The organism is Exiguobacterium sp. SH1S1, assembly GCF_004337245.1.
GTDB lineage: Bacteria > Bacillota > Bacilli > Exiguobacteriales > Exiguobacteriaceae > Exiguobacterium > Exiguobacterium aurantiacum_A.
Genome location: NZ_SJUZ01000002.1, coordinates 150,284 through 176,802 on the forward strand (window position 1 = coordinate 150,284; position 26,519 = coordinate 176,802).

Consider the following 26,519-nt stretch of genomic DNA (forward strand, 5'->3'; position numbering starts at 1 on the left):
GCCGCCTTTTTGGTTTGTATTAGCGCATCAACGCGCGAAGTGGTGCTTTAGCCGCCATCGCTTCTAGCTCTTCCGGTTCTGTGTCCGCAGTCGGAACGTCGACGTCTAGCGCGAACGCTTCGACGAACTGGGCGATGCGCGTGTTCGCGTCCGGTTGAGCGGCCGCGTCTTTAATGTAGTCGATCGGTTCACGCAGCATGTGGTTGATGATCGACTTCATGTGCTTGCCGATGACTTTCTTGTCCCGGTCCGACAGATGGTCGAGCTTGCGCTCAAGACTTTCCATCGTCTCTTCTTGGACGCGGAGCGCTCGTTCGCGCAACTCGTTCATGATCGGCACGACACCGAGCGTGACGAGCCATGCTTGGAACTCTTGAATCGCCTCATCAATCTTCACTTCAATCTTTTCTGCCTCGACGAGACGGGCTGCCAAGTTTTTATTGACGATCCCGTTCAAGTCATCGACATCAAACAAACGGACGCCCGGAAGCGACCGGACCGCTGGATCGATATCTCGCGGCACGGCAATGTCAATGAGAAGAAGTGGACGTTCCCGACGCAACAATTGCGCTGCGGCGACGTCGTCATACGCGATAACGGCTTCTTTGGCCCCGGTCGAGCTGATCAAAATATCGGCATCGAGCAGTCCACAGGCGATCTCGCGGATCGAGTGGGCTCGGCCTTTGAACTTGGCAGCGACCGCTTTCGCTTTACTTTCAGTCCGGTTGAAGACGGCAATTTGTTTGGCGCCGGCTTCGAACAAGTTGAGCGTTGTCAGCTCACCCGTCTCACCTGCACCGACGACGACAACTTGTTTGTCATCGAGGCGCGTGTACATCTCTTGGGCGAGCGCGACCGCAGCCGAGCTGACCGATACAGACATTTCCCCAATTTGCGTGTCAGTATGGGCCCGTTTGGCGAGCGTCACGGCTTCTTTGAACAATTTATTAAACACTGTCCCCGTCGTCCCGTTCTCTTGGGCGCGGAAGAAGCTTGACTTCACTTGTCCTAAAATCTGCGTTTCCCCGATGATCATCGAGTCGAGACCCGACGTGACACGGAACAAGTGACGAATCGCTTCCTCCCCTTCACGGATCGACAAGTATGGTGTGAACTGATCCATCTCAAGATCGAACCAGTTCGCTAAAAAACGTTTTGTATAATAACGACCCGTATGGAGCTGGTCTGTGACGACGTATAGCTCGGTACGGTTACAGGTCGACAAAATAACCGATTCAAAAATGCTTTTCTCTTCGCGGAGCGCAATCATCGCATCCACGATTTCTTGCTCCCCAAACGAGAACTGCTCCCGAATCGCGACAGGGGCTGTCTTGTTATTTAGTCCAACGACGACAATATGCATGTACCTCTTCCCCTCATCTAAAATCACAGTGGCGGTTGTCATTTCTTTTTTACGTCTCTACCGTACAGTATAACAATTTTTATTTAGGAACTATAATCTTCTGTTCGATTTTCGTGAAATAATTTAAGAACTTTTTGTGACGAAAAAAAGTAGAAACGGTCAAATTGGCCATTTCTACTTTTTTTGTCATTTAAGTGACGATGAATCTGTGATAATCGTACTTTCCGGCTTGTCTTCTTCCTCCGACTCGAGGTAATGTTGTCGCTCTTTCAATTTATAGATGCGGACGATGTTTTTGACGACGACTTTCGCCACTGCATACGTCGGAACCGCAACCAACATCCCGATGATCCCAGCCAGGTTACCGGCCACGAGCAAGACGATGATGATCGTGAGCGGATGCACTTTGAGCGTTTTCCCTTGAATGAGCGGGGAGATGACGTTCGCCTCGATCTGTTGGACGATGATGATGACGAGGATGACCCAGAGCACTTTGATCGGATCTTGGATGAAGGCGACGACGACGGCCGGTGCCGCCCCGAGGAACGGTCCGACGTACGGGATGATGTTCGTCACCATCATGAAGAGTGCGAGCAAGATGGCGTAGTCGACACCGACGATCCAAAGACCGATGAGCGACGTGATCCCGACGAAGAACGCGACGATCAGTTGGGCGTGCACGTAGTTCTTAACGGTCGTGTGCATGTCGTTCAAAATTTTACGTGTCTCTTTCTCATAGCTCGATGGCAACAGCTTGACGATCGAGTCCGGCAAATGCTTCCCGTCAAGCAGCATATAGAGCAACATGAACGGAATGACGACGATCGTGATGACAGCTGATGTAATGAATCCGATGACTTGGCCGAATGAAGAAGCAATATTGCCAAAAATATCACCGAGGTATGTGGTGACATTATTGGTCAAGTCGGTGAACATGTCATCGTTTTCCGCCATGAAGCGCGACAGGAACTCGTTTTGCATAAGCGAGTCACGCACTGAGAACGCTTGTTGCTGCAACTCTTTGGCGATGCTCGGCATCGCGTTGACGAGATCGGTCACTTGTTCGACGAGCACGGGCCCGAGAATACTGAAAACGAGCGTGATGATCAGGATAAGCGATGTTAGCGTGATTGCGACTGACATGCCACGTTTCCCGGACCGTCGTTCTAAATAATCGACGACTCCAACGAGAAAATAAAAGAAAAGTCCTGAAATAATAAGCGGTACCGTGACGAGCGCCAATATGACTTGGATCGGTTCGAACACGAATGAAATCTCTGTCCCGACCAAGATCACTAAGAAAATCGTCAACGTCCAAAATAAGAAGCGATACCATTTGCTTTCAAACATTCTCTGCATCTTTCCACCTCGTTTATTAATGTATTGCTATACAATATGACAATTATACGATACTTACCCGTTCACGTAACCCTAAAAACAAAAAGACGAGGGGGTTATCCCTCGTCGTCCGTCAACAAATCGTAGATGGCTTTCCACGCTTCGTCTTTTCCTTCTGCCGTTTCGGCCGAGAAAGAGACGAATCGGTCAGTCGATTCGAATTGAAGCTTCCGCTTCACGGCCGCCTCATGTTTCTGGCGCTGCGCTTTCTTGATCTTATCGAGTTTCGTCGCGACGACGATGACCGGAATCTCATAATGTTTCAAGAAATTGTACATCGTCACGTCATCACCCGACGGCTCGTGTCGGATATCGACCAAGAGGACGACACCTTTGAGCGCGCTTTGCGACGTCAAGTATTGCTCCATCATGACGCCCCACTTCTCACGCTCGGTCTTCGAAACTTTGGCATACCCGTAGCCCGGGACGTCGACGAACATGATCTCGTCATTGATGTTGAAGAAGTTCAGCGTCTGCGTCTTCCCCGGTTTTGATGATGTCCGGGCGAGTGCTTTACGCTGACAGATCTTGTTGATGAATGACGATTTCCCGACGTTCGAACGGCCGGCGAGTGCGACTTCTGGCAACTCGTGGACCGGATAATGGTCCGGCGCCACGGCACTCGTAATAAATTCTGCTTTATTGATTTTCATTGTTTTCCTCCAAATGCTACTTCTAATACTTGATCGAGCATCGTGACCGGGACGAACGTCAGTTTTTCACGGACGGTGTCTTGAATGTCATCGATGTCACGTTCATTGTCTTTCGGGATGATGATGGTCGTGAGTCCGGCCCGATGCGCGGCGAGCGCTTTTTCTTTCAAGCCGCCGATCGGCAGGACACGGCCACGGAGCGTGATCTCTCCGGTCATCCCGATGTCACGTCGGACTTTCTTCCCGGTCAAGGCCGAGATAAGCGCCGTCGCGATCGTGATCCCGGCGGATGGCCCGTCTTTCGGGACGGCACCTTCCGGGACGTGGATGTGCACGTCTTGCCGCTCGTAGAACGTCGGGTCGATCCCGAACCGTTCCGCGTTCGAGCGGACGTAACTGTACGCCGTCTGCGCCGACTCCTGCATGACGTCGCCGAGTTTCCCCGTCAACTGCAGCTTGCCTTTGCCCGGTGCGAGCGCGACTTCGATCGTGAGCGTATCGCCGCCGAACGCCGTGTAAGCGAGGCCTGTGACCGCTCCGATCGAGTCTTCCGTCTCGCCTTTGCCGTAACGATACTTCGGTTTCCCGAGGTAGTCGCTTAGGACTTTGAGCGACACGGTGACACGTTTCTTCTCGCCGATCGCGATCTGTTTCGCCGCTTTCCGGCAAAGCGATCCGATGACACGCTCAAGGTTGCGGACGCCGGCCTCGCGTGTGTAGCGGCGGACGACTTCATAGAGCGCGTCTTCTTTAATCGTGAGCTGGCTCTTTTTCAAGCCGTGTTCTTTATATTGTTTTGGAATCAAGTGACGTTTCGCGATCTCGACTTTTTCGAGCTCCGTGTAGCCGCCGATTTGAATGAGTTCCATCCGGTCGAGGAGCGGGGCCGGAATTTGCGAGACGTCGTTCGCCGTCGCGATGAACAGCACGTTCGACAAGTCGAACGGCTCCTCGATGTAATGGTCCGAGAACGAGACGTTCTGTTCCGGGTCGAGCACTTCGAGCATGGCCGAAGCCGGGTCGCCCCGGAAGTCCGACGCCATCTTGTCGATCTCATCGAGCAAGAACACCGGGTTCTTACTTTCAGCTTGCTTCAAGCCACGGATGATCCGGCCTGGCATCGCGCCGATATACGTCCGGCGGTGACCGCGAATCTCAGCCTCGTCACGCACCCCGCCGAGCGAGACGCGGACGAAGTTACGTTCGAGCGCCGAAGCGATCGAGCGGGCGAGCGACGTCTTCCCGACCCCAGGAGGTCCGGCGAGACAAAGGATCGGTCCACGCAGCGAGTTCGTCAATTGACGGACCGCCAAGTATTCGAGGATCCGGTCTTTGACCGACTCGAGCCCGTAATGGTCATCGTCGAGGACACCGGCCGCATGTTTGACGTCCAATTTATCTTCGGTTTCAATTCCCCACGGCAGCGAGACGATCCAATCGAGGTAGTTGCGGATGACGGCGTACTCAGGTGACGTCGCCGGGACGACGTTCAACCGTTCCGCTTCCCGCATGACGTTCTTCCGTGTCGTTTCCGGCAAGTCGAGCGCCTCGAGCTTCTCAAGGAGACGGTTCGGTTCCGACTCTTGCGACTGGTCCCCAAGTTCTTGTTGAATCGTCTTCATCTGTTCACGTAAGTAGTACTCTTTTTGCGCTTGTTCAATCGTCTTCTTCGTCCGTTCACGCAACTCTTGTTCGAGCTCGATGATCTCGACTTCGTGCGTCATGATCTCGAGCAGTTCGAGCCCGCGTTTGACCGCGTCTGGTTCTTCAAGCATCGCTTGGCGAATGTCGACATCGACATCGAGTTTCGATGAGATGTAGTCAGTGAGCGATTCGAGCCGCTCATACATCTCAAACCGACGACGCTCGTCCGGTGACAAGCCTTTGATCGTCCCGACGAGTTTGCCGAACTGTTCTTTCAAGAGCCGCACGAGTGCCGTCCGCTCGACTTCTTCCCCTTCAACGAGTTCGAGCGAGTCGACGTCAGCAAACCAGCCGTCTTTCGTCGCTTCGACGGCGTTGATTTTGACGCGTTCTTTCCCGACGAGGCGGACCCGTACCGTATCGTTCGACAGTTCGCTCATCTTGGCGATGTGGACCCGCGTCCCGATCGCGTAAAGGTCTTCCGGTTCAGGTGATTCTTTGCCTGTCTCTTTTTGTGTGACGACAATCAAATCTGTCTCGTGTTCCTTTGCGGCAAGGAGTGCTCGTAATGAGAGCGGTCGCCCGACGTCGATCGTCACTCCGATCAGCGGATAAACGACAACTCCACGCAAAGGAAGAATTGGTAATTGTTCCATTACAACGCCTCCTGTGCAAAAAGGCCCAAAACTCGGTTGTGCCGAGTGTTTGAGCCTTTTTCGTTAAGAACTTTAAGCTGTTTCTTGGTTGTCCCCTGTCTGTTCGACAGTACCATCACGGAGAACATATTTCGGACCGGCAAGACCCGTAATCGTTTCGTCTGTAATGATGACTTTCTCGATATCGTCACGCGATGGGACGGTGAACATCACATCGAGCATCATTTCTTCGATAATCGAGCGGAGACCACGTGCACCTGTCTTACGTTTGATCGCAAGTTTGGCAATTTCAATCAACGACTCGTCTGTGAACGTGAGTTCGACGTCGTCGAGTTCGAGCATCTTCACGTACTGACGGACGAGCGCGTTTTTCGGCTTCGTCAAGATTTCGACGAGCGCTGACTCGTCGAGTGTCATGAGCGTCGCCATGACCGGTAGACGTCCGATAAATTCAGGGATCAAGCCGAATTTTTGAAGGTCTTCCGGCAATGCGCGGGCGAGCAAGTCTTCTTGCGTCATCTCGCGATTTTCTTGTTCGTTCCCGAAACCGATGACTTTCTTCCCGATGCGGCGTTTGACGACCGCTTCGATGCCGGCGAATGCGCCGCCGACGATGAAGAGAATGTTCGTCGTATCGATTTGGATGAACTCTTGATGCGGATGCTTCCGTCCACCTTGTGGCGGTACGCTTGCAGTCGTCCCTTCAAGAATCTTGAGCAAGGCTTGTTGGACCCCTTCACCAGACACGTCACGCGTGATCGATGGGTTTTCCGACTTGCGGGCAATCTTATCGATTTCATCGATATAGATAATCCCTTTTTCAGCCTTCTCGACATCGTAGTCAGCCGATTGGATCAGCTTGAGCAAGATGTTCTCGACGTCTTCCCCGACGTAACCGGCTTCCGTCAAGCTCGTCGCATCCGCGATTGCGAACGGGACGTTCAAGACGCGAGCCATCGTCTGAGCGAGAAGCGTTTTACCGCTACCAGTTGGTCCGATCATGACGATGTTCGACTTCGAAAGTTCGACATCATCAGAACGGCCACCGGCGTTGATGCGTTTATAGTGGTTATAGACAGCTACCGAAAGCGCACGTTTCGCCCGGTCTTGGCCGATGACATACTCGTCAAGGACGTTACGGATCTCTTGTGGTTTTGGAATGTCTTTGAATTCGACTTCTTCTTCGACACCGAGCTCTTCCTCAACGATTTCATTGCAAAGTTCAATACATTCGTCACAAATGTATACGCCAGGACCGGCGACTAGTTTACGGACTTGTTCTTGCGATTTCCCGCAAAACGAGCATTTAAGTTGTCCCTTTTCCTCGTTAAATTTGAACATTCGGTACACCCCTTCTGAATGAAAATGGATGTAAGTGCGATAAATCGCCTATTTGTATTTTCAGGTGCAAAGCACTCACGAAAAAACATTTACATCTCTGCGTTGCAATAATTGTAGCATGAACATATAGCGACATCAAAGATTAACACATACAAAGTGTCATTACAGAAAAAAGGACGACTGCGTGGCAGTCGCCCTCATCTCATCTAATTACTTCGCTTTACCAGTTTCAACGAGGATGTCGATCGCCTTACGGAATTTGAGGTCACCTTTAAGTGTCTCGATTCCGCCTTGCGGTGCGAGCATCGTACGGAGTTGGTCCGGTGCGATGTTGTAGAGTTTAGACATTTCTTCGAGTTCTTTCTCAGCATCTTCATCAGTTACTTCGATCGCTTCTTTTTCAGCGATTGCTTTCAAGACGAGACGAGCTTTAACGCGCTCTTCAGCTTGCTCTTTCATCTCTTCACGCATAGCTTCTTCTGTTGTGCCAGTGAGTTCGAAGTACATGTTGAGGTCGATGCCTTGTGAAGATACACGAGTACCGAACTCTTGAACCATGCGGTCTACTTCTTGGTCGATGAGGATTGCAGGTACGTCGATTGTCGCGTTAGCAGTTGCTTGCTCAACGAGTTGGTCGCGCATCGTGCCATCAGCTTCTTGTTGCTTCGCAGCTTCTAAGCGCTCACGAATTTTCGCTTTCAACTCGTCGAGTGATGCTACTGACTCGTCGATGTCTTTTGCGAACTCGTCGTCGAGCTCAGGTACTTGCTTCGCTTTTACTTCGTGAAGTTTGACTTTGAACGTCGCTGGTTTACCCGCCAAGTTGTCAGCGTGGTACTCTTCAGGGAATGTTACTTCGATGTCTTTTTCTTCACCAGCAGTCATGCCTACCATTTGCTCTTCGAATCCAGGAATGAATTGACCTGAACCGATTTCAAGTGTGTAGTTTTCAGCCGTGCCACCTTCGAATTGCTCGCCTTCAGCGAAACCTGCGAAATCAAAGACAGCTGTATCGCCGTTTTCGACTGCGCCTTCTTTAACAGCAAGTTCTGCGCCTTGCTCTTTGAGGGCGTCAAGTTCTGCTGCGACTTCTTCGTCTGTGACGTTCGTTTCTACAGCATCGTACTCGAGACCTTTGTAGTCGCCGAGCTCAGCTTCTGGTTCAACCACGAATGTTACTTTGAAAGTAACCGGCTGACCTTTTTCGAGTGTGCCATCAACGTCGATGTTTTCGAGAGCCATTGGTTCGAAACCAGCTTCTTCGACTGCAGATTGGATTGTGTCACGGTAGAGGATATCAAGCGCATCTTGGAAGAGTGCTTCTTCTCCGTACATTTTGTTGAACATTGGACGTGGCAATTTCCCTTTACGGAAGCCAGGTACGTTCAAGTTTTTGACGACATCTTTAAATGCTGCGTCGACTGCTTTATTGAATGCTTCTGCAGGTGCTTCGTACGTGAGTACGCCTTGGCTACCTGATGTTTTTTCCCATTTTGCTGTCATGCTAAGTCCCTCCAACAAATTCGTTTATTCTTCTATACCGTACAAAAATGTACAACAATCAGTATTATAGCATAAATCCGGTGACTGCACACAAGGATTTAGTCTAGAAACGCTTGCGTGAAACGGATATCCGCCTCTAAAATTTCAGCCGCGAGCCCGTCTGTTTCTTCATAGTTCAGGATCGCTGCTTTCGCTCTCACGACGGCTGTTTCGATTTCAGATGCCCCACCCGGTGTGAACGGATAGTGCGTATACATGTAGTTCATGAGCAGTTGCGTCGCGATTTCGTCGCCTTTGACGGCCTTCTGCAAATCGTGGACCACATGCTCCCATTCGTCCATCTTCACTTGTGCCTCTGCCTGCGTCAGCCGATGATGCGTTTCGAGGTCGACCCATTCGATGACGGACAGTTCTTCGAACGCTTTTTCAAGCACGATCAGCTTCATCAATTTCGGGCGATCTTCAAGGAGCAGTCCCTTCAATACGTTGTCGAGTACGTCATCGATATTGAAATGGACGTGCTCGAGCAGTTCAATCTGTTCCCCGACACTGCCACGATGAACCGTCCGTTTCAGTTTGGCGATGGCCGCCGGAAACTCGGTCATCTTAAGTACTTGGAGCACTTGGTAAGCTTGGGTGTTCACTTGATCGGCCTTGTCTTGCCACTCTAAATATTGATGGATCCAGTGTGCCGCCTCGAAAGGTTGGTCACGCATGATGTAGTACTGGGCAATTTGAAGCCCGCCGGCTGCCGGTTCTTCTGCCTCATGAATCTGCGTCGTGACGAGTTCTTCGAGTTTTTCAAGCGTTTCCGGCTCTTCCGGACGCTCCATCAAACATTGAAAAATTTCCATGAAAATAAACTGATCGCCTTTGACGGCTGCGTACCAATCCCATAGGATCGGCTCGACCCGTTGCCGCTCCCCGGCCGCGTCCGCTTCTTGAATCATCTTCTGCAGCCGCGACCAGTTCCCCGGAAACGGGTACTCCCGCTCTTTTTCCATCTTCACACACCCTTTCTTCCATCCATCTCCATCTTCCTTAGGAATTGCTGCGTTGTCAATCAATACCCCGGAAAACGAAAAAAGAGACAACCTCCGTGGAGGCTATCTCTATTTTAAATGGAAGTGTCCCAAGAGGGATTCGAACCCCCGACCGACGCCTTAGAAGGGCGTTGCTCTATCCAGCTGAGCTATTGGGACATTGACAAGAAAACTATAATAGAAAAATGCTTTGCTGTCAATTGGTTCTTTCTGTTTTGTTCAAAGTTGTCCTGACAAGTCCAAATCTTCGACGGGCGTCCCGTCCTCAGACCGGTAAAACCGGACCGCTGCCTGACCGGCGTCAAGGTCGATCAACGCGTACGTCTTGTCCGAGCGTCCGCGCGGCATCCGGATCGAGCCCGGGTTCACGTAGAGCACCCCGTCTTCGATGACGGCCCCGGCCACGTGCGAGTGACCGTACAAGACGACGTTCGCCCCGACTTCCTCGGCCCGATAACGCAACCGGTTCAAATCGAACTTCACGTCATGGTGATGGCCGTGGACGATTAAAACCGTGCCTTCAGGTGTCGCTTCGATCCGTTCGAGCGGCAAGTCGCCCCCAAAATCGCAATTGCCGCGGACGGTCCGATACGGCAGCAAGTGCTCGTCGACGAGCGCGAGCTGGGAGTCGCCGCAATGAAACGCGTCCTCAATCTCAGTTTCATGCCGAGTAAAGATAGTCGATAGTTCGTCTGTCAATCCGTGACTGTCACTGACTACGAGAAAACGCATACACCTCAACCTTTCATAAATGGAATGATTTCTGCCTCTAGTTTTCTTAACGCCTGACCGCGGTGACTGACCGCCGCCTTTTCGTCACGCTCGAGCTCTGCTGCCGTCTTATGGAGCGATGGGACGATAAAGAGCGGGTCGTACCCGAATCCATTTTCCCCGTGGGGCGCATAGCCGATCGTACCTTCGATCGTCCCGCGCACGGTCAACGTCTCGCCTGTCGGTTTGGCGAGGCAGAGCGCGCAGACGAAGCGCGCCGAGCGGTCGTTCGCCCCGTTCAACTTCTCGAGCAGAAGCGCGTTGTTCGCCGCGTCCGACTTCTCAGGACCGGCGAAGCGGGCCGAGTGGACGCCTGGGGCACCGTCGAGCGCATCGACTTCAAGCCCCGAGTCGTCGGCGAGAACGGCGTGTCCGAAGTAACGGGCCGCCTCGGTCGCTTTCAGTTCGGCGTTCGCTTCGAACGTCGTGCCCGTCTCATCCGTTTCCGGTGCATCCGGATAGTCCAAGAGCGACTCGACTTCAAATCCGAGCGGCGTGAGCATCCCTTCGATTTCAACCACTTTCCCTTTGTTGCGTGTCGCGACAATCAGTTTCATATCGTTTCCTCCATTTGTTCCCCGACATACCACCATGAGGCACCGAGCGCGTCTTCTGCTGCTTTGAACAGCGTCTCGATCCCGCCTTGGGCCATCTGGAGCATCTCATTCATTTCTTGCAGCGTGAACGTCGCTTCTTCACCCGTGCCTTGCACTTCGACGAAGCGTCCGCTCGCCGTCATGACGACGTTCATGTCAACTTCGGCCGCCGCGTCTTCTTCATAGTTCAAGTCGAGCAACAGCTCGTTCGTCCGACCGACCGAGATGGCGGCGACGCCTTCTTTGATTGGCGTGTCGCCGAGCTTGCCTTGACGGATGAGCGCGTCGACCGCGAGCACGAGCGCACAAAAACCGCCTGTGATCGACGCTGTCCGTGTGCCGCCGTCCGCTTGGATGACGTCACAATCGATCCAGATCGTCCGTTCACCGAGCCGTTCCAAGTCGACGACCGAACGGAGCGAGCGCGAAATCAACCGTTGAATCTCCATCGTCCGTCCTGTCTGCTTACCGCGAACGGATTCCCGGACGGTCCGGTTGCCCGTCGCCCGTGGCAGCATCGCGTACTCGGCGTTGATCCAGCCTTGCTTCTTCCCGCGCAGGAAGTTCGGGACGCGTTCTTCGACCGTCGCCGTACAGATTACTTTCGTGTCCCCGATCGAGATCAAGACCGAGCCTTCGGCATGTTTGTTCACGTGCGGAATGATCTCAACGGTCCGCAGTTCATCATGTTGTCTTTCGTTACGCATCGACACCAGACACCTCTACTTTCTCCGCTTTCACGGGTTGGCCAAGCCATTCTGTCGCCAATCGGTTGAAGATGGCGACATCCCCGGTCGCATAAAACTGATGCGTCGGGATGGTATCCAAATCGTTCTCAAGTTCTTTAAAATCAAGGATCGCTGCCACTTCGAGCGCTGTCTCATCACCTGACGAAATCAAATGGACATCGGGTCCGACGACGTCTTGGATGACCGGCGCAAGCAACGGATAATGGGTGCACCCGAGGATGAGCGTGTCCATCTCCGAAGCTTGGAGAGGCAGGATCGTCTCGGCGACGATCGACCGGACGCGTTCGCCGCTCAGTTCGCCGGCTTCGACGAGCGGCACGAACGGCGGGCAAGCGAGCGAATAGACATCAATCTCGCCCGCGACGTGACGGAGCGCCGTCTCGTACGAATTGCTTTCGACCGTCATCTTCGTGCCGATGACACCGATATGTTTGTTGCGCGTGCCTTTGACGGCGGCCCGGGCGCCCGGGTCGATGACACCGATGACCGGGATGTTGAGGCGTTTGCGCGCTTCTTTCAAGACGACGGCCGTCGCCGTGTTGCAGGCGATGACGATCATCTTAACGTCTTTTTCTAATAGGAATTCAATCAATTCCCACGTATATGCTTCAATCTCATCGTGCGGGCGCGGCCCATACGGACAGCGCTCCGTGTCGCCGATATAGATGATTTCTTCTTTCGGCAGCTGGCGGATCAGTTCTTTGACTACGGTCAAGCCGCCAACACCTGAATCGAGTACTCCAATCGCTCGTTTCATAAATATCACTTCCATTCCCATCTATCTTACCAAAAAAGCCGTATCCAAAAAAGAAACGGTGTCATGACAAACAAAAAAGACGAGGTAGCCGATTGGCCGCCTCGTCCGTTGCTCGAATTACTGAGCAAGACCTTCGCTAGTGAGCATGTCAGAGAGCGTGTTAACCGCTTCTTCTGCATCGTCACCTGCTGCAGTGATCTTGATTGTTGAATCTTTAGCGATTCCGAGTGAAAGTACACCCATGATCGACTTCAAGTTAACTGTCTTACCATTGTACTCAAGGTTGATATCTGATTGGAACTTAGAAGCTGTGTTGACCAACTGAGTAGCTGGACGAGCGTGGATTCCTGAATCAGCAACGACTGTGAATGTTTTTTCCATGACGTGATAGTCTCCCTTCAAATCTGAATTCTGCAGGCGAACCGGCAGAAATTTTTGTTTGTGAACTCATTATCAAATGATAGCGGATTCGCAAAAATTCTGCAAGCGATTTTTATATTCTGGAGTCCATTCGGCCGGGCGACCGGTTTTTGACAAATGCACGAGGCTCGTACGGCCCGCGAACATGAGTTGATCTCCATCATATGCGCCGTAATGAATATCACATGAAGTGTTTCCGACCGTCAAGACATTGGCATATACCTTCAACTGTTGCCGCGGCATCACTTGTCGGACGTAATCGCACTGGGCGTCCGCCACGACGACGAAACCGTCTTTCAAGGAAAATCCTGTCGTTTCGAGTAGCTCGATCCGCGCATCCTCAAAATAGATGAACGGGATCGTGTTATTCATATGGCCGTACGGGTCGCACTCCGAAAAGCGGACTTTGACGTCGAGCTCGATTCCTGACCTGACACGCGTTTCCCAACCGGGTTCCCGAAAATACTTTGACATCGGCAAACGTTACGCCTCGACCGCAGAACCGGTACGACCTTTGTCGCTGCCGAAGAACTGTTTGAACGAGTGAAGCGTCGTCTGACGGTTCATCGCGGCGATTGACGTCGTGAGCGGAATGCCTTTCGGACAAACCTCGACACAGTTTTGCGCGTTTCCGCACTGCATGATGCCTCCGTCTTCCATTAGCGCTTCGAGACGTTCTTCCGCGTGGAAAGCGCCGGTCGGATGCGAGTTGAAGAGACGGACTTGTGAGAGTGCGGCCGGGCCGATGAAGTTCGACTTGTCGTTGACGTTCGGGCAAGCCTCAAGGCAGACACCGCACGTCATACATTTCGATAACTCATACGCCCATTGACGTTTGTTCTCTGGCATCCGTGGTCCTGGACCGAGGTCGTACGTGCCATCGATCGGTACCCACGCCTTCACTTTTTTCAAAGCGTCGAACATGCGCTGACGGTCGACTTGAAGATCACGGATGACCGGGAACGTCTTCATCGGAGCAAGGCGGATCGGCTGCTCGAGTTTATCGACGAGCGCCGTACACGACTGGCGCGGCTTGCCGTTGATGATCATCGAACAAGCGCCGCACACTTCCTCAAGACAGTTCATGTCCCAGGTGATCGGTGTCGTCTTGTTGCCTTCAGCGTTGACCGGGTTGCGGCGGATCTCCATGAGCGCCGAGATGACGTTCATGTTCGGACGATATGGGACCGAGAACTCTTCCGAGTAGGCCGCTTGATCCGGACCGTCCTGGCGTTCGATGATAAAACGAATATCTTTATGCTCAGACTGCATCGGCGTCGTCATTTCGTCTTCGCCCCTTTCTTCGAGTAATCCCGTTTACGTGGCGGGATTAACGAAACGTCGATCTCTTCAAACGAGATATCGACTTCCCCTTCGTTGTAACGTGCCATCGTCGTCTTCATGAACAACTCGTCATTCCGTTCCGGGAAGTCCGGTTTGTAATGAGCGCCACGGCTCTCGTCGCGTTTAAGGGCGCCGAGCGTGATGACGCGCGCGAGGTCGAGCATGTGGTCGAGTTGACGGATGAACGAGGCACCTTGGTTGCTCCAGCGCGCCGTATCGGTCGCTGAGATGTTGTTGAAGCGTTCGCGTAGCTCGCGTAGCTTCAAGTCTGTCGCTTCGAGCTTATCGTTGTAACGAACGACCGTGACGTTGTCGGTCATGAGTTCGCCGAGTTCCCGGTGAATCTGGTAGGCGTTCTCCGTACCTTCCATCGCGAGAATGTCATTGAACCGCTCGATTTCTTCACGTTCGTTGAAGTTGAAGAGCGCTTCTGGCACGCTCTCGGTCGCTTGGTCGAGACCGCGCATATAGTTGACCGCTGCAGGACCGGCCTCCATCCCGCCGTAAACGGCAGACAAGAGTGAGTTCGCGCCGAGACGGTTCGCCCCGTGCATCGAATAGTCACACTCGCCGGCTGCAAACAGCCCTGGGATGTTCGTCATTTGATCGTAGTCGACCCATAGTCCGCCCATCGAGTAGTGAACGGCCGGGAAGATCTTCATCGGTACTTTACGCGGATCGTCGCCGACGAACTTCTCATAAATTTCAAGAATACCGCCGAGCTTGATGTCGAGTTCTTTCGAATCTTTATGCGACAAATCGAGATAGACCATGTTCTCGCCGTTGACGCCGAGCTTTTGGTTGACGCAGACTTCGAAAATCTCACGTGTCGCGATATCACGCGGTACGAGGTTTCCGTAGTCCGGATACTTCTCTTCAAGGAAGTACCAAGGTTTTCCGTCTTTGTATGTCCAAACACGTCCGCCTTCTCCACGCGCCGACTCACTCATGAGCCGAAGCTTGTCGTCCCCTGGGATCGCCGTCGGGTGGATTTGGATGAACTCCCCGTTGGCGTAGACGGCACCTTGGCGGTAAACCGCTCCAGCCGCTTGCCCTGTGTTGATGACCGAGTTCGTCGATTTGCCGAAGATGACACCTGGGCCGCCTGTCGCGAGGATGACCGCATCCGATGGAAACGCTTTAATTTCCATCGAGCGTAAATCCTGACAGACCGCACCGCGGCAGATACCCGTTTCGTCGACGATGGCACGGAGAAACTCCCAGCCCTCATACTTCTCGACAAGACCTTGCGCCTCGAAGCGACGGACTTGTTCGTCTAGCGCGTACAAGAGCTGTTGCCCTGTCGTCGCGCCGGCGTAAGCCGTCCGATGATAGAGCGTGCCGCCGAAGCGGCGGAAGTCGAGCAGACCTTCTGGCGTCCGGTTGAACATGACGCCCATCCGGTCGAACATGTGGATGATCTTCGGTGCCGCTTCTGCCATCTTTTGGACTGGCTGTTGGTTGGCAAGGAAGTCCCCGCCGTAAACCGTGTCATCGAAGTGTTGCCAAGTAGAATCCCCTTCCCCTTTCGTGTTGACGGCTCCGTTGATGCCGCCTTGAGCACAAACTGAATGTGAACGCTTGACCGGTACAAGCGAGAATAGTTTAACCGGAACACCCATCTCTGCCGACTTGATTGTCGCCATGAGTCCAGCTAGACCGCCACCGATGACGATCAAACTTTGATTTGCCATATACATTTCCCCCTATTACAAGATGCCCGCGAACGTCAAGATTGAACGGATGCCGACAAAAGATAGTGCCAAGAACACGGCTCCAGAGACGTAGCTCATGAAGTGTTGTGAACGCGGCGACTGTGTGATTCCCCACGTGATAGCAAACGACCAGAGACCGTTCGCGAAGTGGAACGTAGCCGAGAGGATCCCGACTATGTAGAAGATGAGCATGAGCGGATTGTCGACGATGTTTTGCATCATCTCCGCATTGACCTCGACGCCACGCAACTTCGCCAAGCGCGTTTCCCAAACGTGCCACGCGATGAAGATGACGAGGAATACGCCCGTGAAGCGTTGGATCATGTACATCCAGTTCCGCGCGTATGAGTATCGGTTCGTGTTGATCGAACCGAGGAAGGCGTAATACACGCCGTACACACCGTGGAAAATCATCGGCAAAGCGATGATTGTCACTTCAAGGAAGTACAAGTACGGTAAGCTCTCCATAAATTTTGCTGCCTTGTTGAACGATTCCACCCCATCGACGATATAGTAGTTGACCGACAAATGGACGATCAAAAACAGGCCGATTGGAATGACCCCAAGTAGCGAATGGACTTTACGACTGAAATAGTCACGACGCGCTGCCATTCTAGTTCCCCCTTTTCACGAGCCCTTGGCTCGTTTTGTAAATAAAAGCGTTTTCAAATGTAAATATAGCTTTCTGTCTCCTATTCTACTCTTGTGAAATTTGTATGACAAGATAACCTAGCCGATTTGTCCCACATTCTTTTAGAAAATACCCGGTGACCAAATCCAAATTTGTCGTTATAATAGTATAGAAAGATTGGAGTGATGGAATAAGATGGAAACGATGAGCCAACCCACTTTCGCGATCGAACTGCTTCGCGACTATGTGTTGACAGATTTGCTTGGGGACGATTACGCCCAAGTCATCTATTGGTCCGGAAAACGGGTCGCCCGCAAATTCCCGACGATGCCGAATGAAGAACTGACTGCGTTCTTTTCGGAAGCCGGTTGGGGAGAGTTGACGCTCGTGAAAGAAAAAGAGAGCAAGTTCGTGTTCGAACTCACTCCTCCGCCTGCGACCCAAGCGAAAGCGAACGGGTATTACCAGCTTGAGGCTGGATTTTTGGCCGAACAGATTGCCGGTCGTTTCCAATGCGTCGCCGAAGGCTATGCCGACCCGGGGCGTCAGGCCGTCCACATCACCGTCCAATTAGACCAAAAAGATACGTACGAATAAGAAGAGCCGATGCGGTCGCATCGGCTCTTTCTCATTCATCTGTCTCCTCATGGACGTATTGGATTACGGTCTCAGCCAACTTCTCCGGCAGGCCTGCTTCCTTCAACTGTTCGAGCGAGGCGAGACGGATCTGTTTCATCGACCCGAAATGACGGATCAGTTGCTGACGCCGCTTCGGTCCGACACCCGGGATATCGTCGAGCACCGACTGCGTCATCTTCTTCGTCCGCAAGCTGCGGTGGAACGTGATGGCGAAACGGTGAACCTCGTCTTGCATCCGTTGCAACAGATAGAACGCGCTTGACCGCGAGTTCAATTCGACGACACCGCCGCCTTCACCGAACAGAAGCTGGCTCGTCCGGTGGCGGTCATCCTTCTTCAGCGATCCGACTGGCAAATCGAGGCCGAACTCATTCTGCAACACGTCAAGGGCGGCGTTCAACTGGCCGAGTCCCCCATCGATCAATAGAAGATCCGGCAGACGTTTCTCCTCGGTCAACAATCGCCGGAAACGGCGACGGACGACTTCGCGCATCGTCTCGTAATCGTCTGGTCCTTGGACGGTCCGGATCTTGTACTTCCGATATTCTTTCTTGAGCGGCTTGCCGTCCTCGAAGACGACGAGCGCCGAGACGGCGTCAGCCCCTTGGATGTTGGCGTTATCGATGATGTCAACGCGCGACAAGTTCGGGATACCGATCGCCTCACCGAGCTCACGCATCGCGAGCAATGTCCGCTCTTCATCACGCGCGAGCAGTTCGAACTTCTCGTTCAAGGCGATGCCCGCGTTCTTCGTCGCGAGCTCGAGCAACTGTCGTTTCGCCCCGCGTTTCGGTTGCATCACTTTCGTCCCGAGCGCCTCGACTAACAAGTCGATCCGGACAATCTCTGGGACGAGCACTTCTTTCGGCAACACGTTCTGCTCATAGAACTGGACGATGAAGCTCTCGAGTTCTTCTGACGGTTCCCCGTGGAGCGGGAACAACGAGACGTCGCGTTCGATCATCTTGCCGCCGCGCATATAGAACACTTGGACGCACATCCAGCCCCGGTCGAGCGTATAGCCGAAGACGTCGCGCGCCGTCGGGTCGGCCGTGATCATGTTCTGTTTGTTCATGATCGATTCGACGGCCCGGATTTGATCGCGGAGCTCGGCCGCCCGCTCGAACTGCATATCCTCGGCCGCCTGGTGCATATCGACTTGGAGCTTGGCGAGCGTCTCGCTCGTCTCCCCGTTCAAGAAACGCCGGATCTCTTGGACGATCGACTTCTGCTCGTCGGTGTCGACAGCGAGTTCACAAGGACCGAGACATTGGCCGATGTGGTAGTACAGACAGAGCTTCCGTGGCATCGGCTGACATTTCCGGAGCGGATACAGCTTGTCGAGCAACCGTTTCGTCTCGTTGGCGGCGTAGGCGTTCGGGTATGGCCCGAAGTAATGGCCGCCGTCCCGTTTCAACTTACGTGTCGTGAGCAGCCGCGGGTACGGCTCGTTCGTGACTTTAATATACGGATACGATTTGTCGTCTTTCAACCGGATGTTGTATTTCGGGTCGTGTTTTTTAATGAGCGTCATCTCGAGCAAGAGTGCCTCGAGCTCGCTCGCCGTGACGATATATTCGAAGTCACGGATCTCGGCGACGAGACGCATCGTTTTAATATCGTGTGCCCCAGTAAAATAAGAGCGGACGCGATTCTTTAAGTTTTTCGCTTTCCCAACGTAGACGATCTCGCCATACTCGTTTTTATGCAAGTAACAGCCCGGTTCGTCCGGGAGTAGCGCCAATTTATGTTTAATGTGGTCAGTTTGACTCAAATTTTATCACCTCAGTTTAGCTTCCTCCAAGACGGGAAAAAATTGGTGTAGTCTCAGAGGGAGGGTTTTTGATGAAACGATATGACGTAATCATCATCGGCAGCGGTTCGGCAGCGAGTCAAGCCGCGAGCGTTTTACGCGACGCCGGTAAACGGATTGCCATCGTCGAGAATTGGACGTTCGGCGGGACGTGCCCGCAACGCGGGTGCGATCCGAAAAAGATGCTCGCGGAAGGGGCGGAACTCATCGCCAAAGTCGAACGCATGAAACCGCTCGGCGTCAAAGGAGACATCACGCTCGACTGGCACGCCTTCAAGCGACGTGTCGATGAATACCGCTTCGCCATCCCGACGACGAAGATGCACAAGTGGAAAGAAGATGACATCGACTTATACGAGGGCGAGCCCCACTTTATCGATGAGGACTCGATCGTCATCGAAGGCCATGAGATCTCGGCGCATCAGTTTTTGATCGCGACCGGCCAACTCCCGCGCCCGCTCGACATCCCAGGCGGTGAAGACGCCATCACGAGCGACGACGTGTTCGACCTCGAGGACGTGCCCGAGCGGATCACCATCGTCGGTGCCGGATATATCGCGTTCGAGTTCGCGCACATTCTCCGCCGGTTCGGTAGCGCTATCACGCTCCTCATCCGGTCGCGGGCGCTTAAACAATTCGACCGAAAAATTGTGAAGCGGCTCATCGATGAGACGGTCCACATCGGCATCGACGTCCGGTTCGGGCTCGAGCCCGTCAAGCTCGACGGGAACATCTTGACATTATCAGATGACTCTACCCTAGAAGGGCTCGTCCTTAACGCCACGGGTCGTATCCCGAGCATCGAGCGGCTACGGTTGGATGCGGCCGGCATCGAGGCGGACAAGGATGGGATCACCGTCAACGACTATTTACAGACGACGAACGCGAACGTCTATGCGGCCGGCGACGTCGCCAAAAGTCCGAACCCGGCGCTCACCCCGTTTGCCGGGCAAGAAGGACGGATCGCTGCCCTTAACCTGTTGCGGAACAACACACGTCCATTGCCGGAGCGTCCGGCCCCGACGGTCGTGTTCACGACGCCGCCAATCGCCAAAGTCGGTCTGACGGTCGACGAGGCGAAAACGCTCGGGATCGACTATGAATGCAGGGACAATGACATGTCCCACTTTCTTACGTATGAACGGGTCAATGACGCGACCGCCTTCTCGCGCGTCTTGCTCAGCAAAGACGGCCGCGTCATCGGCGCTCACTTGATCGGGCAACACGCGCCCGAGCTCATCAACTTGTTCTCGTTTATTATACAAAACAATATCAGCCATCAACACGTTAAGCACTTAGAGTTCGCCTATCCGACGTCCGCCTCTGATTTGACACACTTGATGTAAAAAAAGGCTCTTCCATGTCGTATGGAAGAGCCTTTCGTCATTCGATCCCTTTTTCCTTATCTTCTTTGAGCGCGTCCTGTAACGACTTCTCCCAGAGCGGGACGCCTTTAGCGTGAGCCGCCCGAGCGAGCAAGTGTCCGCCGACCGGTGCGGTCAACAAGACGAAGAACAAGCCGAGCAAGAGACGTGCATCGAAGATACGTTGGTCGACCCAGACGTGGAGCACCGCCGCGAACAAGACGAACATGACGCCGAGCGTCGCCGACTTCGATGCCGCGTGCGTCCGCGAATAGACGTCTGGCAAACGGATGAGGCCGATCGCCGCAACGACCGTGAAGAACACCCCGATGATCGTGAAAACGCCAGTCAATATATCAAAGATCGTTGTCGCGGTCATGATGAATGATCTCCCCTCTCTCTAAGAATTTCGAGAACGCCACCGTACCGATGAAGGCGAGGATACTGAGCAAAAGAATGACCTCGAAGAACATCGTCGTATCGAGCAAGATCGACAATAGCGCGACGACCGAGATCAACGCGATCCCGATCGAGTCGAGCGCGATGACGCGGTCAGCCGTCGTCGGTCCTTTGATGACCCGATACAACATGCCGAGCATGGCAAGCAAGAGAATGGCGAGCGCAATGTAAATTAAAATATCTAATATGCTCATTCCGTCGCCTCCTTAATGGTTGATTCAAAGTTATTGTAGATGTCGCGTTTGAGCGCCTCTTTATCCGGCATGTTGAGTGCGTGGATATAAAGTATTTTATTATCTTTCGAGACTTGGACGACGAGCGTCCCTGGTGTGAGCGAGATCAGCATCGACAACAGGCTGATTTTCCAACCCGTGCGCAGTGACGTTTCATATCGGAAGATACCAGGTTGAATCTTCAATTTCGGGCTCAAGACGAGACGTAACACCTCGAAGTTCGCCATGACGAGCTCACGTGCAAAAATCAAGAACAGCTTGAACAGCTTGATCACACGTGTGAAGTAAAAGCCCGTACCTTCAGATTTGAAGAACCGCCGCATCATGAAGATGACGAGCAGTCCGAGCAAGTAACCGATGAGAAACCCGCTCGTCGTGAACGTACCGGAGAAGAACATCCATATGAACGCCAAGAAAAAGTTGATGAGTAGTTGGTAAGCCATGTCTAAATCACTCCTTAATCACGGCATCGATGTAGATTTCCGGGTCGACGAGCGGTTCGATTGCCTGGGTAATGAACGGATGCATCGCCTCGGCCCCGAATCCGTACGCGACGGCCACTGCGACGAGTAACAACGTCGGCACGATGAGTCGGTTCATATACGGGACGAGCGGACCGTCATAGACGCGTCTCTCTTCTCCCCAGAACCCATAGAGGAAAATCTTAATGACCGAGAACAGAACGAACAAGCTCGACAGCAAGATGAGAAGCGGGCCGAACAAGTCGCCGTCGGCCACCCCGCCTTGAACGATCAACAATTTACCGAAGAAGCCACTGAGCGGGGGAATGCCGGCGAGTGACAACGCGGCGATGAAGAACGTCCATCCGAACAGCGGGAACCGGGTGATCAATCCACCCATGTCGCGAAGTTGACCGGAACCGGTGATCCCGATCATCATCCCGACGAGCATGAACAAGGCGGCCTTGATGAGCATGTCGTGCATCAAATAGTAGAGCGCCCCTTCGAGCGACGTCTGCGTATTAAGGGCGATCCCGTAAAGGATGACGCCGACCGCGATCATGATGTTGTAGATGATGATCAACTTCACATCGTTATATGCGATCGCCCCGGTCATCCCGATGACGATCGTCAGCACGGCGAGCACGATCAAGAACGTCTGCATGAACGAACCTGTGTCGAACAAGAGCGTGTACGTCCGTAAGATCGAATAGACGCCGACTTTTGTGAGCAAGGCACCGAACATGGCGAGGATCGGCGTCGGGGCAACGACGTACGATCCAGGCAGCCAGTAGTGCAACGGGACGAGCGCCCCTTTCATACCGAAGACGATGACGAACAAGACACCGATGACGGTGATGACGTTTTGATTTTCGACGAGCGGGATCTTCTGTGCCAAGTCAGCGAGACTGAGCGTCCCGACGACGCCGTAAAGAAGTGCGACGGCCATGACGAACAGCGCCGACGCGATGACGTTCACGAGCAAGTATTTGATCGACTCGCGCAACTGGACACCTTTCCCACCGAGTACGATCAAGACGTACGAAGAGATGAGGAAGACTTCAAAGAAGACGAACAAGTTGAAAATATCGCCCGTCGTGAAGGCGCCGTTGACACCGACGAGTAAAAATAACATCGCGACATACACGTAGTTCGATTCATAAGCGTCCGAGAAATAATGCGTCGCAAACCAGACGATAAAGAACACGATCAACGTCGATGTTGTGACGAGAAGCGCCGACAACATATCCGAGACGAGCGTGATTCCGAACGGTGCGGGCCAATTCCCGAGGTTGACGGTCAAGATACCGTCTTGCGATACGGTGAAGACGAGCAACACCGATACCGCGAACGTGACAAGTAAAGCCCCGAGTGCCATCACACGTTGTAGGCGTACCTGTTTCGGTGCGAACATCAGGATGACGGCCGCAAGTGCAGGGATGACAATCGGAAAGATCGGTAAGTTAATCATTCGATTCCGTTCCTTTCATTTCCTCAATATTATCCGTGGTCAACTCCTGGTACGTCCGATAAGCGAGTACCAAGAAGAACGCCGTCACACCGAAGCTGATGACGATCGCCGTCAAGACGAGCGCTTGCGGTAGCGGGTCAGTATATTCCGTGACCCCGTCGACGAGGACAGGTGCCGCTCCCGTCTTCAGTCCACCCATCGTCAAGACGAGCAAGTGGGCTGCGTGACTGAGCAGGCCGGTACCGATGATGATGCGCAACAAACTCTTTGAGAGAATCATGTAGACCGCGCTCATCGTCAGTACCCCGATGATGATGCTAACGAAGATTTCCATTATTCACTCTCTCCAATCGTTTGAATGATCGTCATCGTCACACCGATGACCACAAGGTAGACGCCTAAGTCAAAGGCGATGGCCGTGTGAAGCGTCTGCTCACCAAGGAGCGGCAAATCGAACTTGTCATAAGCGTGTGTCAGGAACGGACGATCCCAAAAGATGCTGTGGAGCGATGTTAGCATCGCAATGACAAGACCGAGTGCCGTCATGATCCGATAGTCGAACGGTAAGACTTTCGCAAGCGTCTTCGAGTCGAACGCGAGCAGTAACAACACGAGAGCAGCAGCCGTCATCAATCCACCGACAAACCCGCCGCCTGGCGAATAGTGACCGGCGAAGAATAGGTTGATTGAAAACATGATGATGATGAAGAAGATGATCACCGCGGCCGTCTGTAAGATGACGTCATTCACTTGATCATTTTTCCGATTCATGTTCATCTGCTCCTTTCGTGCGTTCTGTCGTTCTAAATTTGATCATCGTATAGATCCCAATTGCCGCAACGGCGAGGACGACGATCTCGAACAGCGTATCAAAGCCCCGGAAGTCGACAAGGACGACGTTGACCATGTTCTTTCCGGCTGCTAAGTCGTAGACGTTCTCTTTATAATACTCAGAGATCGAAGACAACGATCGGTTCGACAGTGCCATGAAGCTGAGCAACATGACCGTCACCCCAACGATGACCGACACGATCGCGTTCTCCACTTTAAATTTGATACGAACTTCTTTGCGGCTGATCTCCGGCATGTGATAGAACACGAGCAAGAACAAGGCGACCGATACCGTCTCGATGACGAGCTGCGTCAAGGCAAGGTCCGGCGCACCGAAGAACACGAAGAACAAGGCGACCGAATAGCCGATGACCCCGAGCAAGATAATCGATGGCAGGCGTGAGCCCATGAACAGAATCGCGAGCGCCGCCAAAATGATGACCGCCCCGAGCACATATTCATACGGCGCGACAGCCTCCATCTCGCCGAACGAGAAGTTGAACAAGTCGAACCAGTACATCGAGAACAACAGCATCCCTGATAAGAACAGGAAGATGTAGATCAAGTAGGACCGGATGAAGCCGGTCATGTAATTGTCTTTAAAACGATAAGCCGCTTTGTTCGACCAGACGAGCGACCCGTCGTACATACCGTTCAGCGTCAACCGGTTCGGGATATGGTTGTAGATCCCCATCCACTTGTTGATCATGAAGAACATGAGCGTCCCGAGGGCGATAATCCCGAGCGTCATAAATAGCTCTGGAGTCGGTCCGTGCCAGAAGTAGATGTCGACTTTGACCTCTTGCCCGCTCGCGACGAGCGTCGGATAGATCGACTCGACGGCAGGCTTGATGAGCGAGTTCGACAACACGTTTGGAACGAAGCCGAGGACGACGACGAGGATGGCTAAAATGGCCGGCGGGATGAGCATCCCGATTGGTGCCTCGTGCGGCTGTTTCGGCAATTCGTCGAACTTGGCTTTCCCCATGAACGTCCGTGTAAAGATGATCAAGCTATAGATGAACGTGAACACGCTCGCGATGAACGCGACGACAGGGATCAAGATCCCGATCGTGTCGAGCGCGAAGAAGTCCATCGAGAACACTTTCGTCGTCGCCTTCAAGAACATCTCTTTACTGAGGAAGCCGTTGAATGGCGGTAACCCTGCCATCGACAACGAGCCGATGACGGCGATTGTGAACGTGATCGGCATGACGGTCATGAGACCGCCGAGCTTACGGATGTCACGTGTGCCCGTCTCGTGGTCGACGATCCCGACCATCATGAACAACGACCCTTTGAACGTGGCGTGGTTGATCAAGTGGAAGATGGCCGCGATCGTCGCGACCATGAAGATGTTGTCGTCGATCCCGTCATAGTGAAGCGCCGCGGCGCCAAGGCCGAGCAGCGACATGATGAGACCGAGCTGACTGACCGTCGAGAACGCGAGTATCCCTTTCAAGTCCGTCTGTTTGACGGCGTTGAAGGCTCCCCAGAACAACGTGAACGTCCCGACCGAGGCGATGATCCATAGCCAGAGCGATGATTCTTGGAACACCGGACTCATCCGGGCGACCAAGTAGAGCCCGGCCTTGACCATCGTCGCCGAGTGCAAGTACGCACTGACCGGGGTCGGTGCTTCCATCGCGTCCGGCAACCAGATGTGGAACGGGAATTGCGCTGACTTCGTGAACGCCCCAAGCAAAATCAAAATCATGGCGGCGACGAAGAACGGACTTTCGGCGATAAGCGCCTGATTCGCGACCATGTCGCGGATGCTGAACGATCCGACGATCGACTCCAAGATGACGATCCCGCCGAGCATCGACAGACCACCGAACACGGTGATCAGCATCGACTTGCGTGCCCCGTAGCGAGAGCGTTCTTTCTCATACCAATACCCGATCAACAGGAACGACGAAATCGATGTGAGTTCCCAGAACATGTACATGACGACCATGTTATCCGAGAGGACGACACCGAGCATCGCACCCATGAAGAGAAGCAAGTACACATAAAAGTGACCGAGCGACTCTTTATCTTTGTTCAAGTAGTAAATCGAATACAGGACGACGAGCGCCCCAATCCCTGTAATGAGGAGGGCAAACAGTAGTCCAAGCCCGTCCACGTAAGCGGTAAAGTTGATCCCGAGCGACGGCATCCACTCGACCGTTTCGCTCACGACGTCTCCCGCACTCGTGATTCCGATGAAGCGGAAGAAGTAGACGAACAGGAGTACCGGGACGACTAGTACGAACCAGCCCGTATGGATCCGTTTCAACGCCCGAAACAAAAACGGGATGAACGGTGCCGCGAGGAGCGGCAATAAGATAGCGAAATGTAACACCGACAAGAAAATTCCTCCTTCGAACAGAGTCTTACAACGATGACATCAAATATTAAGTTCATTTGACGCCATCACGTCTTCCTCATGAGTATAGCGTAAATTTTCAGGCTGTTTCCATGATAAAAGCTTCTCACTTTTCTAGCCATGGTTAAAAAAACCTGAACTGTTAAATATGAAGGGAGTCGACAAAAAACGACTAAAAAAAATTGGATGCGGACAGCATATGTAAGCTCTCTCAAACGTGTTGCCGCTCCCGAATCGATGGTAAACCTTAACCTATCTTATTCTTTGCTCGCTCACTAAACTCCTTGTTCCCT

Annotated in this window: 26 protein-coding genes and 1 tRNA gene; 2 read left to right on the plus strand and 25 right to left on the minus strand. The window is 53.1% G+C overall.

Features of this window, described 5'->3' with window-relative positions; genetic code table 11:
* Window positions 1-19: 19 nt before the first annotated feature.
* The 17 genes from hemA to EVJ23_RS07215 all read right to left on the minus strand — a co-directional run bounded on the left by hemA (window position 20) and on the right by EVJ23_RS07215 (window position 16,565).
* Window positions 20-1,363, minus strand: coding sequence for a glutamyl-tRNA reductase (gene hemA, locus EVJ23_RS07135; protein ID WP_070327719.1), 1,344 nt, complete (start codon window positions 1,361-1,363; stop codon window positions 20-22).
* A 186-nt stretch (window positions 1,364-1,549) separates the two neighbouring features.
* Window positions 1,550-2,722 carry an AI-2E family transporter gene (locus tag EVJ23_RS07140; RefSeq protein WP_236633418.1) on the minus strand — a complete coding sequence of 391 codons (1,173 nt, stop codon included), beginning with the start codon at window positions 2,720-2,722 and terminating at the stop codon, window positions 1,550-1,552.
* Window positions 2,723-2,817: 95 nt separating this feature from the next.
* Entirely contained in the window at window positions 2,818-3,414 is a 597-nt protein-coding gene (gene yihA, locus EVJ23_RS07145) for a ribosome biogenesis GTP-binding protein YihA/YsxC (protein ID WP_071399358.1), read from the minus strand.
* Window positions 3,411-5,714 (minus strand): endopeptidase La, encoded by a 2,304-nt coding sequence (gene lon, locus EVJ23_RS07150; RefSeq protein ID WP_070327724.1) that lies wholly within the window; start codon window positions 5,712-5,714, stop codon window positions 3,411-3,413. The genes yihA and lon overlap by 4 nt, the downstream gene beginning before the upstream one ends.
* 72 nt (window positions 5,715-5,786) lie before the next feature.
* The gene (gene clpX, locus EVJ23_RS07155) at window positions 5,787-7,055 is read right to left on the minus strand and encodes an ATP-dependent protease ATP-binding subunit ClpX (RefSeq protein WP_016508522.1); all 1,269 of its coding nucleotides are present in this window, start codon (window positions 7,053-7,055) and stop codon (window positions 5,787-5,789) included.
* A 210-nt stretch (window positions 7,056-7,265) separates the two neighbouring features.
* A complete protein-coding gene (tig, locus tag EVJ23_RS07160; RefSeq protein WP_070327725.1) occupies window positions 7,266-8,558 on the minus strand; it encodes a trigger factor in 1,293 nt (430 codons plus the stop codon).
* Window positions 8,559-8,656: 98 nt separating this feature from the next.
* Window positions 8,657-9,562 carry a hypothetical protein gene (locus tag EVJ23_RS07165; protein WP_131465505.1) on the minus strand — a complete coding sequence of 302 codons (906 nt, stop codon included), beginning with the start codon at window positions 9,560-9,562 and terminating at the stop codon, window positions 8,657-8,659.
* 124 nt (window positions 9,563-9,686) lie between these two features.
* Window positions 9,687-9,760: transfer RNA gene (locus EVJ23_RS07170), tRNA-Arg, on the minus strand.
* Between the two features lie 60 nt (window positions 9,761-9,820).
* A complete protein-coding gene (locus EVJ23_RS07175; RefSeq protein ID WP_131465507.1) occupies window positions 9,821-10,333 on the minus strand; it encodes a metallophosphoesterase family protein in 513 nt (170 codons plus the stop codon).
* 5 nt (window positions 10,334-10,338) lie between these two features.
* A complete protein-coding gene (locus tag EVJ23_RS07180) occupies window positions 10,339-10,929 on the minus strand; it encodes an XTP/dITP diphosphatase (RefSeq protein WP_071399354.1) in 591 nt (196 codons plus the stop codon).
* The gene (rph, locus tag EVJ23_RS07185) at window positions 10,926-11,675 is read right to left on the minus strand and encodes a ribonuclease PH (RefSeq protein ID WP_070327729.1); all 750 of its coding nucleotides are present in this window, start codon (window positions 11,673-11,675) and stop codon (window positions 10,926-10,928) included. The genes EVJ23_RS07180 and rph overlap by 4 nt, the downstream gene beginning before the upstream one ends.
* Entirely contained in the window at window positions 11,668-12,474 is an 807-nt protein-coding gene (racE, locus tag EVJ23_RS07190; RefSeq protein WP_070327730.1) for a glutamate racemase, read from the minus strand. Before racE ends, rph begins: the two co-directional genes overlap by 8 nt.
* A 117-nt stretch (window positions 12,475-12,591) precedes the next feature.
* The gene (locus tag EVJ23_RS07195; RefSeq protein ID WP_021066838.1) at window positions 12,592-12,855 is read right to left on the minus strand and encodes a phosphocarrier protein HPr; all 264 of its coding nucleotides are present in this window, start codon (window positions 12,853-12,855) and stop codon (window positions 12,592-12,594) included.
* A gap of 72 nt (window positions 12,856-12,927) precedes the next feature.
* Window positions 12,928-13,368 (minus strand): acyl-CoA thioesterase, encoded by a 441-nt coding sequence (locus EVJ23_RS07200; protein ID WP_131465509.1) that lies wholly within the window; start codon window positions 13,366-13,368, stop codon window positions 12,928-12,930.
* A gap of 9 nt (window positions 13,369-13,377) precedes the next feature.
* Window positions 13,378-14,166 (minus strand): succinate dehydrogenase iron-sulfur subunit, encoded by a 789-nt coding sequence (gene sdhB / locus EVJ23_RS07205; RefSeq protein ID WP_201739228.1) that lies wholly within the window; start codon window positions 14,164-14,166, stop codon window positions 13,378-13,380.
* A gap of 8 nt (window positions 14,167-14,174) precedes the next feature.
* Window positions 14,175-15,932: a succinate dehydrogenase flavoprotein subunit gene (sdhA, locus tag EVJ23_RS07210; RefSeq protein WP_070327732.1), complete on the minus strand. Its 1,758-nt coding sequence runs from the start codon at window positions 15,930-15,932 to the stop codon at window positions 14,175-14,177.
* 15 nt (window positions 15,933-15,947) lie between these two features.
* On the minus strand, window positions 15,948-16,565 hold the full coding sequence (locus EVJ23_RS07215; protein ID WP_071399350.1) for a succinate dehydrogenase cytochrome b558 subunit: 618 nt from the start codon (window positions 16,563-16,565) through the stop codon (window positions 15,948-15,950).
* A gap of 214 nt (window positions 16,566-16,779) precedes the next feature.
* On the opposite strand from EVJ23_RS07215, the gene EVJ23_RS07220 reads away from it, so the two are divergent.
* The gene (locus EVJ23_RS07220) at window positions 16,780-17,181 is read left to right on the plus strand and encodes a YslB family protein (RefSeq protein ID WP_131465511.1); all 402 of its coding nucleotides are present in this window, start codon (window positions 16,780-16,782) and stop codon (window positions 17,179-17,181) included.
* A gap of 31 nt (window positions 17,182-17,212) precedes the next feature.
* On the opposite strand, the gene uvrC is transcribed toward EVJ23_RS07220, so the two are convergent.
* Window positions 17,213-18,997: an excinuclease ABC subunit UvrC gene (gene uvrC, locus EVJ23_RS07225; RefSeq protein ID WP_131465512.1), complete on the minus strand. Its 1,785-nt coding sequence runs from the start codon at window positions 18,995-18,997 to the stop codon at window positions 17,213-17,215.
* A gap of 71 nt (window positions 18,998-19,068) precedes the next feature.
* On the opposite strand from uvrC, the gene EVJ23_RS07230 reads away from it, so the two are divergent.
* Window positions 19,069-20,382 (plus strand): dihydrolipoyl dehydrogenase family protein, encoded by a 1,314-nt coding sequence (locus EVJ23_RS07230; RefSeq protein ID WP_131465513.1) that lies wholly within the window; start codon window positions 19,069-19,071, stop codon window positions 20,380-20,382.
* A gap of 37 nt (window positions 20,383-20,419) precedes the next feature.
* Here EVJ23_RS07230 and mnhG read toward each other — a convergent pair whose 3' ends face one another.
* Genes mnhG through EVJ23_RS07265 form a run of 7 tightly spaced genes read right to left on the minus strand, consistent with a single transcriptional unit; the run spans window position 20,420 to window position 26,208 of the window.
* Window positions 20,420-20,779, minus strand: a complete 360-nt coding sequence (gene mnhG / locus EVJ23_RS07235) for a monovalent cation/H(+) antiporter subunit G (protein ID WP_016510023.1) — start codon at window positions 20,777-20,779, stop codon at window positions 20,420-20,422.
* Entirely contained in the window at window positions 20,757-21,053 is a 297-nt protein-coding gene (locus EVJ23_RS07240) for a Na(+)/H(+) antiporter subunit F1 (RefSeq protein ID WP_201739226.1), read from the minus strand. Before EVJ23_RS07240 ends, mnhG begins: the two co-directional genes overlap by 23 nt.
* Complete coding sequence (locus tag EVJ23_RS07245; protein WP_131465514.1) at window positions 21,050-21,535, minus strand: Na+/H+ antiporter subunit E; 486 nt, start codon at window positions 21,533-21,535, stop codon at window positions 21,050-21,052. Before EVJ23_RS07245 ends, EVJ23_RS07240 begins: the two co-directional genes overlap by 4 nt.
* A 7-nt stretch (window positions 21,536-21,542) precedes the next feature.
* Window positions 21,543-23,024 carry a Na+/H+ antiporter subunit D gene (locus tag EVJ23_RS07250; RefSeq protein ID WP_131465515.1) on the minus strand — a complete coding sequence of 494 codons (1,482 nt, stop codon included), beginning with the start codon at window positions 23,022-23,024 and terminating at the stop codon, window positions 21,543-21,545.
* The gene (locus EVJ23_RS07255; RefSeq protein WP_071399343.1) at window positions 23,017-23,358 is read right to left on the minus strand and encodes a Na(+)/H(+) antiporter subunit C; all 342 of its coding nucleotides are present in this window, start codon (window positions 23,356-23,358) and stop codon (window positions 23,017-23,019) included. The genes EVJ23_RS07250 and EVJ23_RS07255 overlap by 8 nt, the downstream gene beginning before the upstream one ends.
* Window positions 23,358-23,795, minus strand: coding sequence for a Na(+)/H(+) antiporter subunit B (locus tag EVJ23_RS07260; RefSeq protein ID WP_071399342.1), 438 nt, complete (start codon window positions 23,793-23,795; stop codon window positions 23,358-23,360). Before EVJ23_RS07260 ends, EVJ23_RS07255 begins: the two co-directional genes overlap by 1 nt.
* Window positions 23,779-26,208: a Na+/H+ antiporter subunit A gene (locus EVJ23_RS07265; RefSeq protein ID WP_131465516.1), complete on the minus strand. Its 2,430-nt coding sequence runs from the start codon at window positions 26,206-26,208 to the stop codon at window positions 23,779-23,781. The genes EVJ23_RS07260 and EVJ23_RS07265 overlap by 17 nt, the downstream gene beginning before the upstream one ends.
* Window positions 26,209-26,519 lie beyond the last annotated feature (311 nt).

Excerpts from the sequence above, each read along its gene's own strand:
- EVJ23_RS07200 (WP_131465509.1), bottom strand. The coding sequence starts at position 13,368 with ATGTCAAAGTATTTTCGGGAACCCGGTTGGGAAACGCGTGTCAGGTCA.
- EVJ23_RS07140 (WP_236633418.1), bottom strand. The coding sequence starts at position 2,722 with ATGCAGAGAATGTTTGAAAGCAAATGGTATCGCTTCTTATTTTGGACG.
- EVJ23_RS07175 (WP_131465507.1), bottom strand. The coding sequence starts at position 10,333 with ATGCGTTTTCTCGTAGTCAGTGACAGTCACGGATTGACAGACGAACTA.
- EVJ23_RS07230 (WP_131465513.1), top strand. The coding sequence starts at position 19,069 with ATGAAACGATATGACGTAATCATCATCGGCAGCGGTTCGGCAGCGAGT.
- hemA (WP_070327719.1), bottom strand. The coding sequence starts at position 1,363 with ATGCATATTGTCGTCGTTGGACTAAATAACAAGACAGCCCCTGTCGCG.
- lon (WP_070327724.1), bottom strand. The coding sequence starts at position 5,714 with ATGGAACAATTACCAATTCTTCCTTTGCGTGGAGTTGTCGTTTATCCG.
- EVJ23_RS07180 (WP_071399354.1), bottom strand. The coding sequence starts at position 10,929 with ATGAAACTGATTGTCGCGACACGCAACAAAGGGAAAGTGGTTGAAATC.
- mnhG (WP_016510023.1), bottom strand. The coding sequence starts at position 20,779 with ATGACCGCGACAACGATCTTTGATATATTGACTGGCGTTTTCACGATC.
- racE (WP_070327730.1), bottom strand. The coding sequence starts at position 12,474 with ATGAAACGAGCGATTGGAGTACTCGATTCAGGTGTTGGCGGCTTGACC.
- sdhA (WP_070327732.1), bottom strand. The coding sequence starts at position 15,932 with ATGGCAAATCAAAGTTTGATCGTCATCGGTGGCGGTCTAGCTGGACTC.
- clpX (WP_016508522.1), bottom strand. The coding sequence starts at position 7,055 with ATGTTCAAATTTAACGAGGAAAAGGGACAACTTAAATGCTCGTTTTGC.
- EVJ23_RS07260 (WP_071399342.1), bottom strand. The coding sequence starts at position 23,795 with ATGAATCGGAAAAATGATCAAGTGAATGACGTCATCTTACAGACGGCC.
- yihA (WP_071399358.1), bottom strand. The coding sequence starts at position 3,414 with ATGAAAATCAATAAAGCAGAATTTATTACGAGTGCCGTGGCGCCGGAC.
- sdhB (WP_201739228.1), bottom strand. The coding sequence starts at position 14,166 with ATGCAGTCTGAGCATAAAGATATTCGTTTTATCATCGAACGCCAGGAC.
- EVJ23_RS07215 (WP_071399350.1), bottom strand. The coding sequence starts at position 16,565 with ATGGCAGCGCGTCGTGACTATTTCAGTCGTAAAGTCCATTCGCTACTT.
- EVJ23_RS07165 (WP_131465505.1), bottom strand. The coding sequence starts at position 9,562 with ATGGAAAAAGAGCGGGAGTACCCGTTTCCGGGGAACTGGTCGCGGCTG.
- tig (WP_070327725.1), bottom strand. The coding sequence starts at position 8,558 with ATGACAGCAAAATGGGAAAAAACATCAGGTAGCCAAGGCGTACTCACG.
- EVJ23_RS07245 (WP_131465514.1), bottom strand. The coding sequence starts at position 21,535 with ATGGCTTACCAACTACTCATCAACTTTTTCTTGGCGTTCATATGGATG.
- rph (WP_070327729.1), bottom strand. The coding sequence starts at position 11,675 with ATGCGTAACGAAAGACAACATGATGAACTGCGGACCGTTGAGATCATT.
- EVJ23_RS07250 (WP_131465515.1), bottom strand. The coding sequence starts at position 23,024 with ATGATTAACTTACCGATCTTTCCGATTGTCATCCCTGCACTTGCGGCC.
- EVJ23_RS07195 (WP_021066838.1), bottom strand. The coding sequence starts at position 12,855 with ATGGAAAAAACATTCACAGTCGTTGCTGATTCAGGAATCCACGCTCGT.
- EVJ23_RS07220 (WP_131465511.1), top strand. The coding sequence starts at position 16,780 with ATGGAAACGATGAGCCAACCCACTTTCGCGATCGAACTGCTTCGCGAC.
- EVJ23_RS07240 (WP_201739226.1), bottom strand. The coding sequence starts at position 21,053 with ATGAGCATATTAGATATTTTAATTTACATTGCGCTCGCCATTCTCTTG.
- EVJ23_RS07255 (WP_071399343.1), bottom strand. The coding sequence starts at position 23,358 with ATGGAAATCTTCGTTAGCATCATCATCGGGGTACTGACGATGAGCGCG.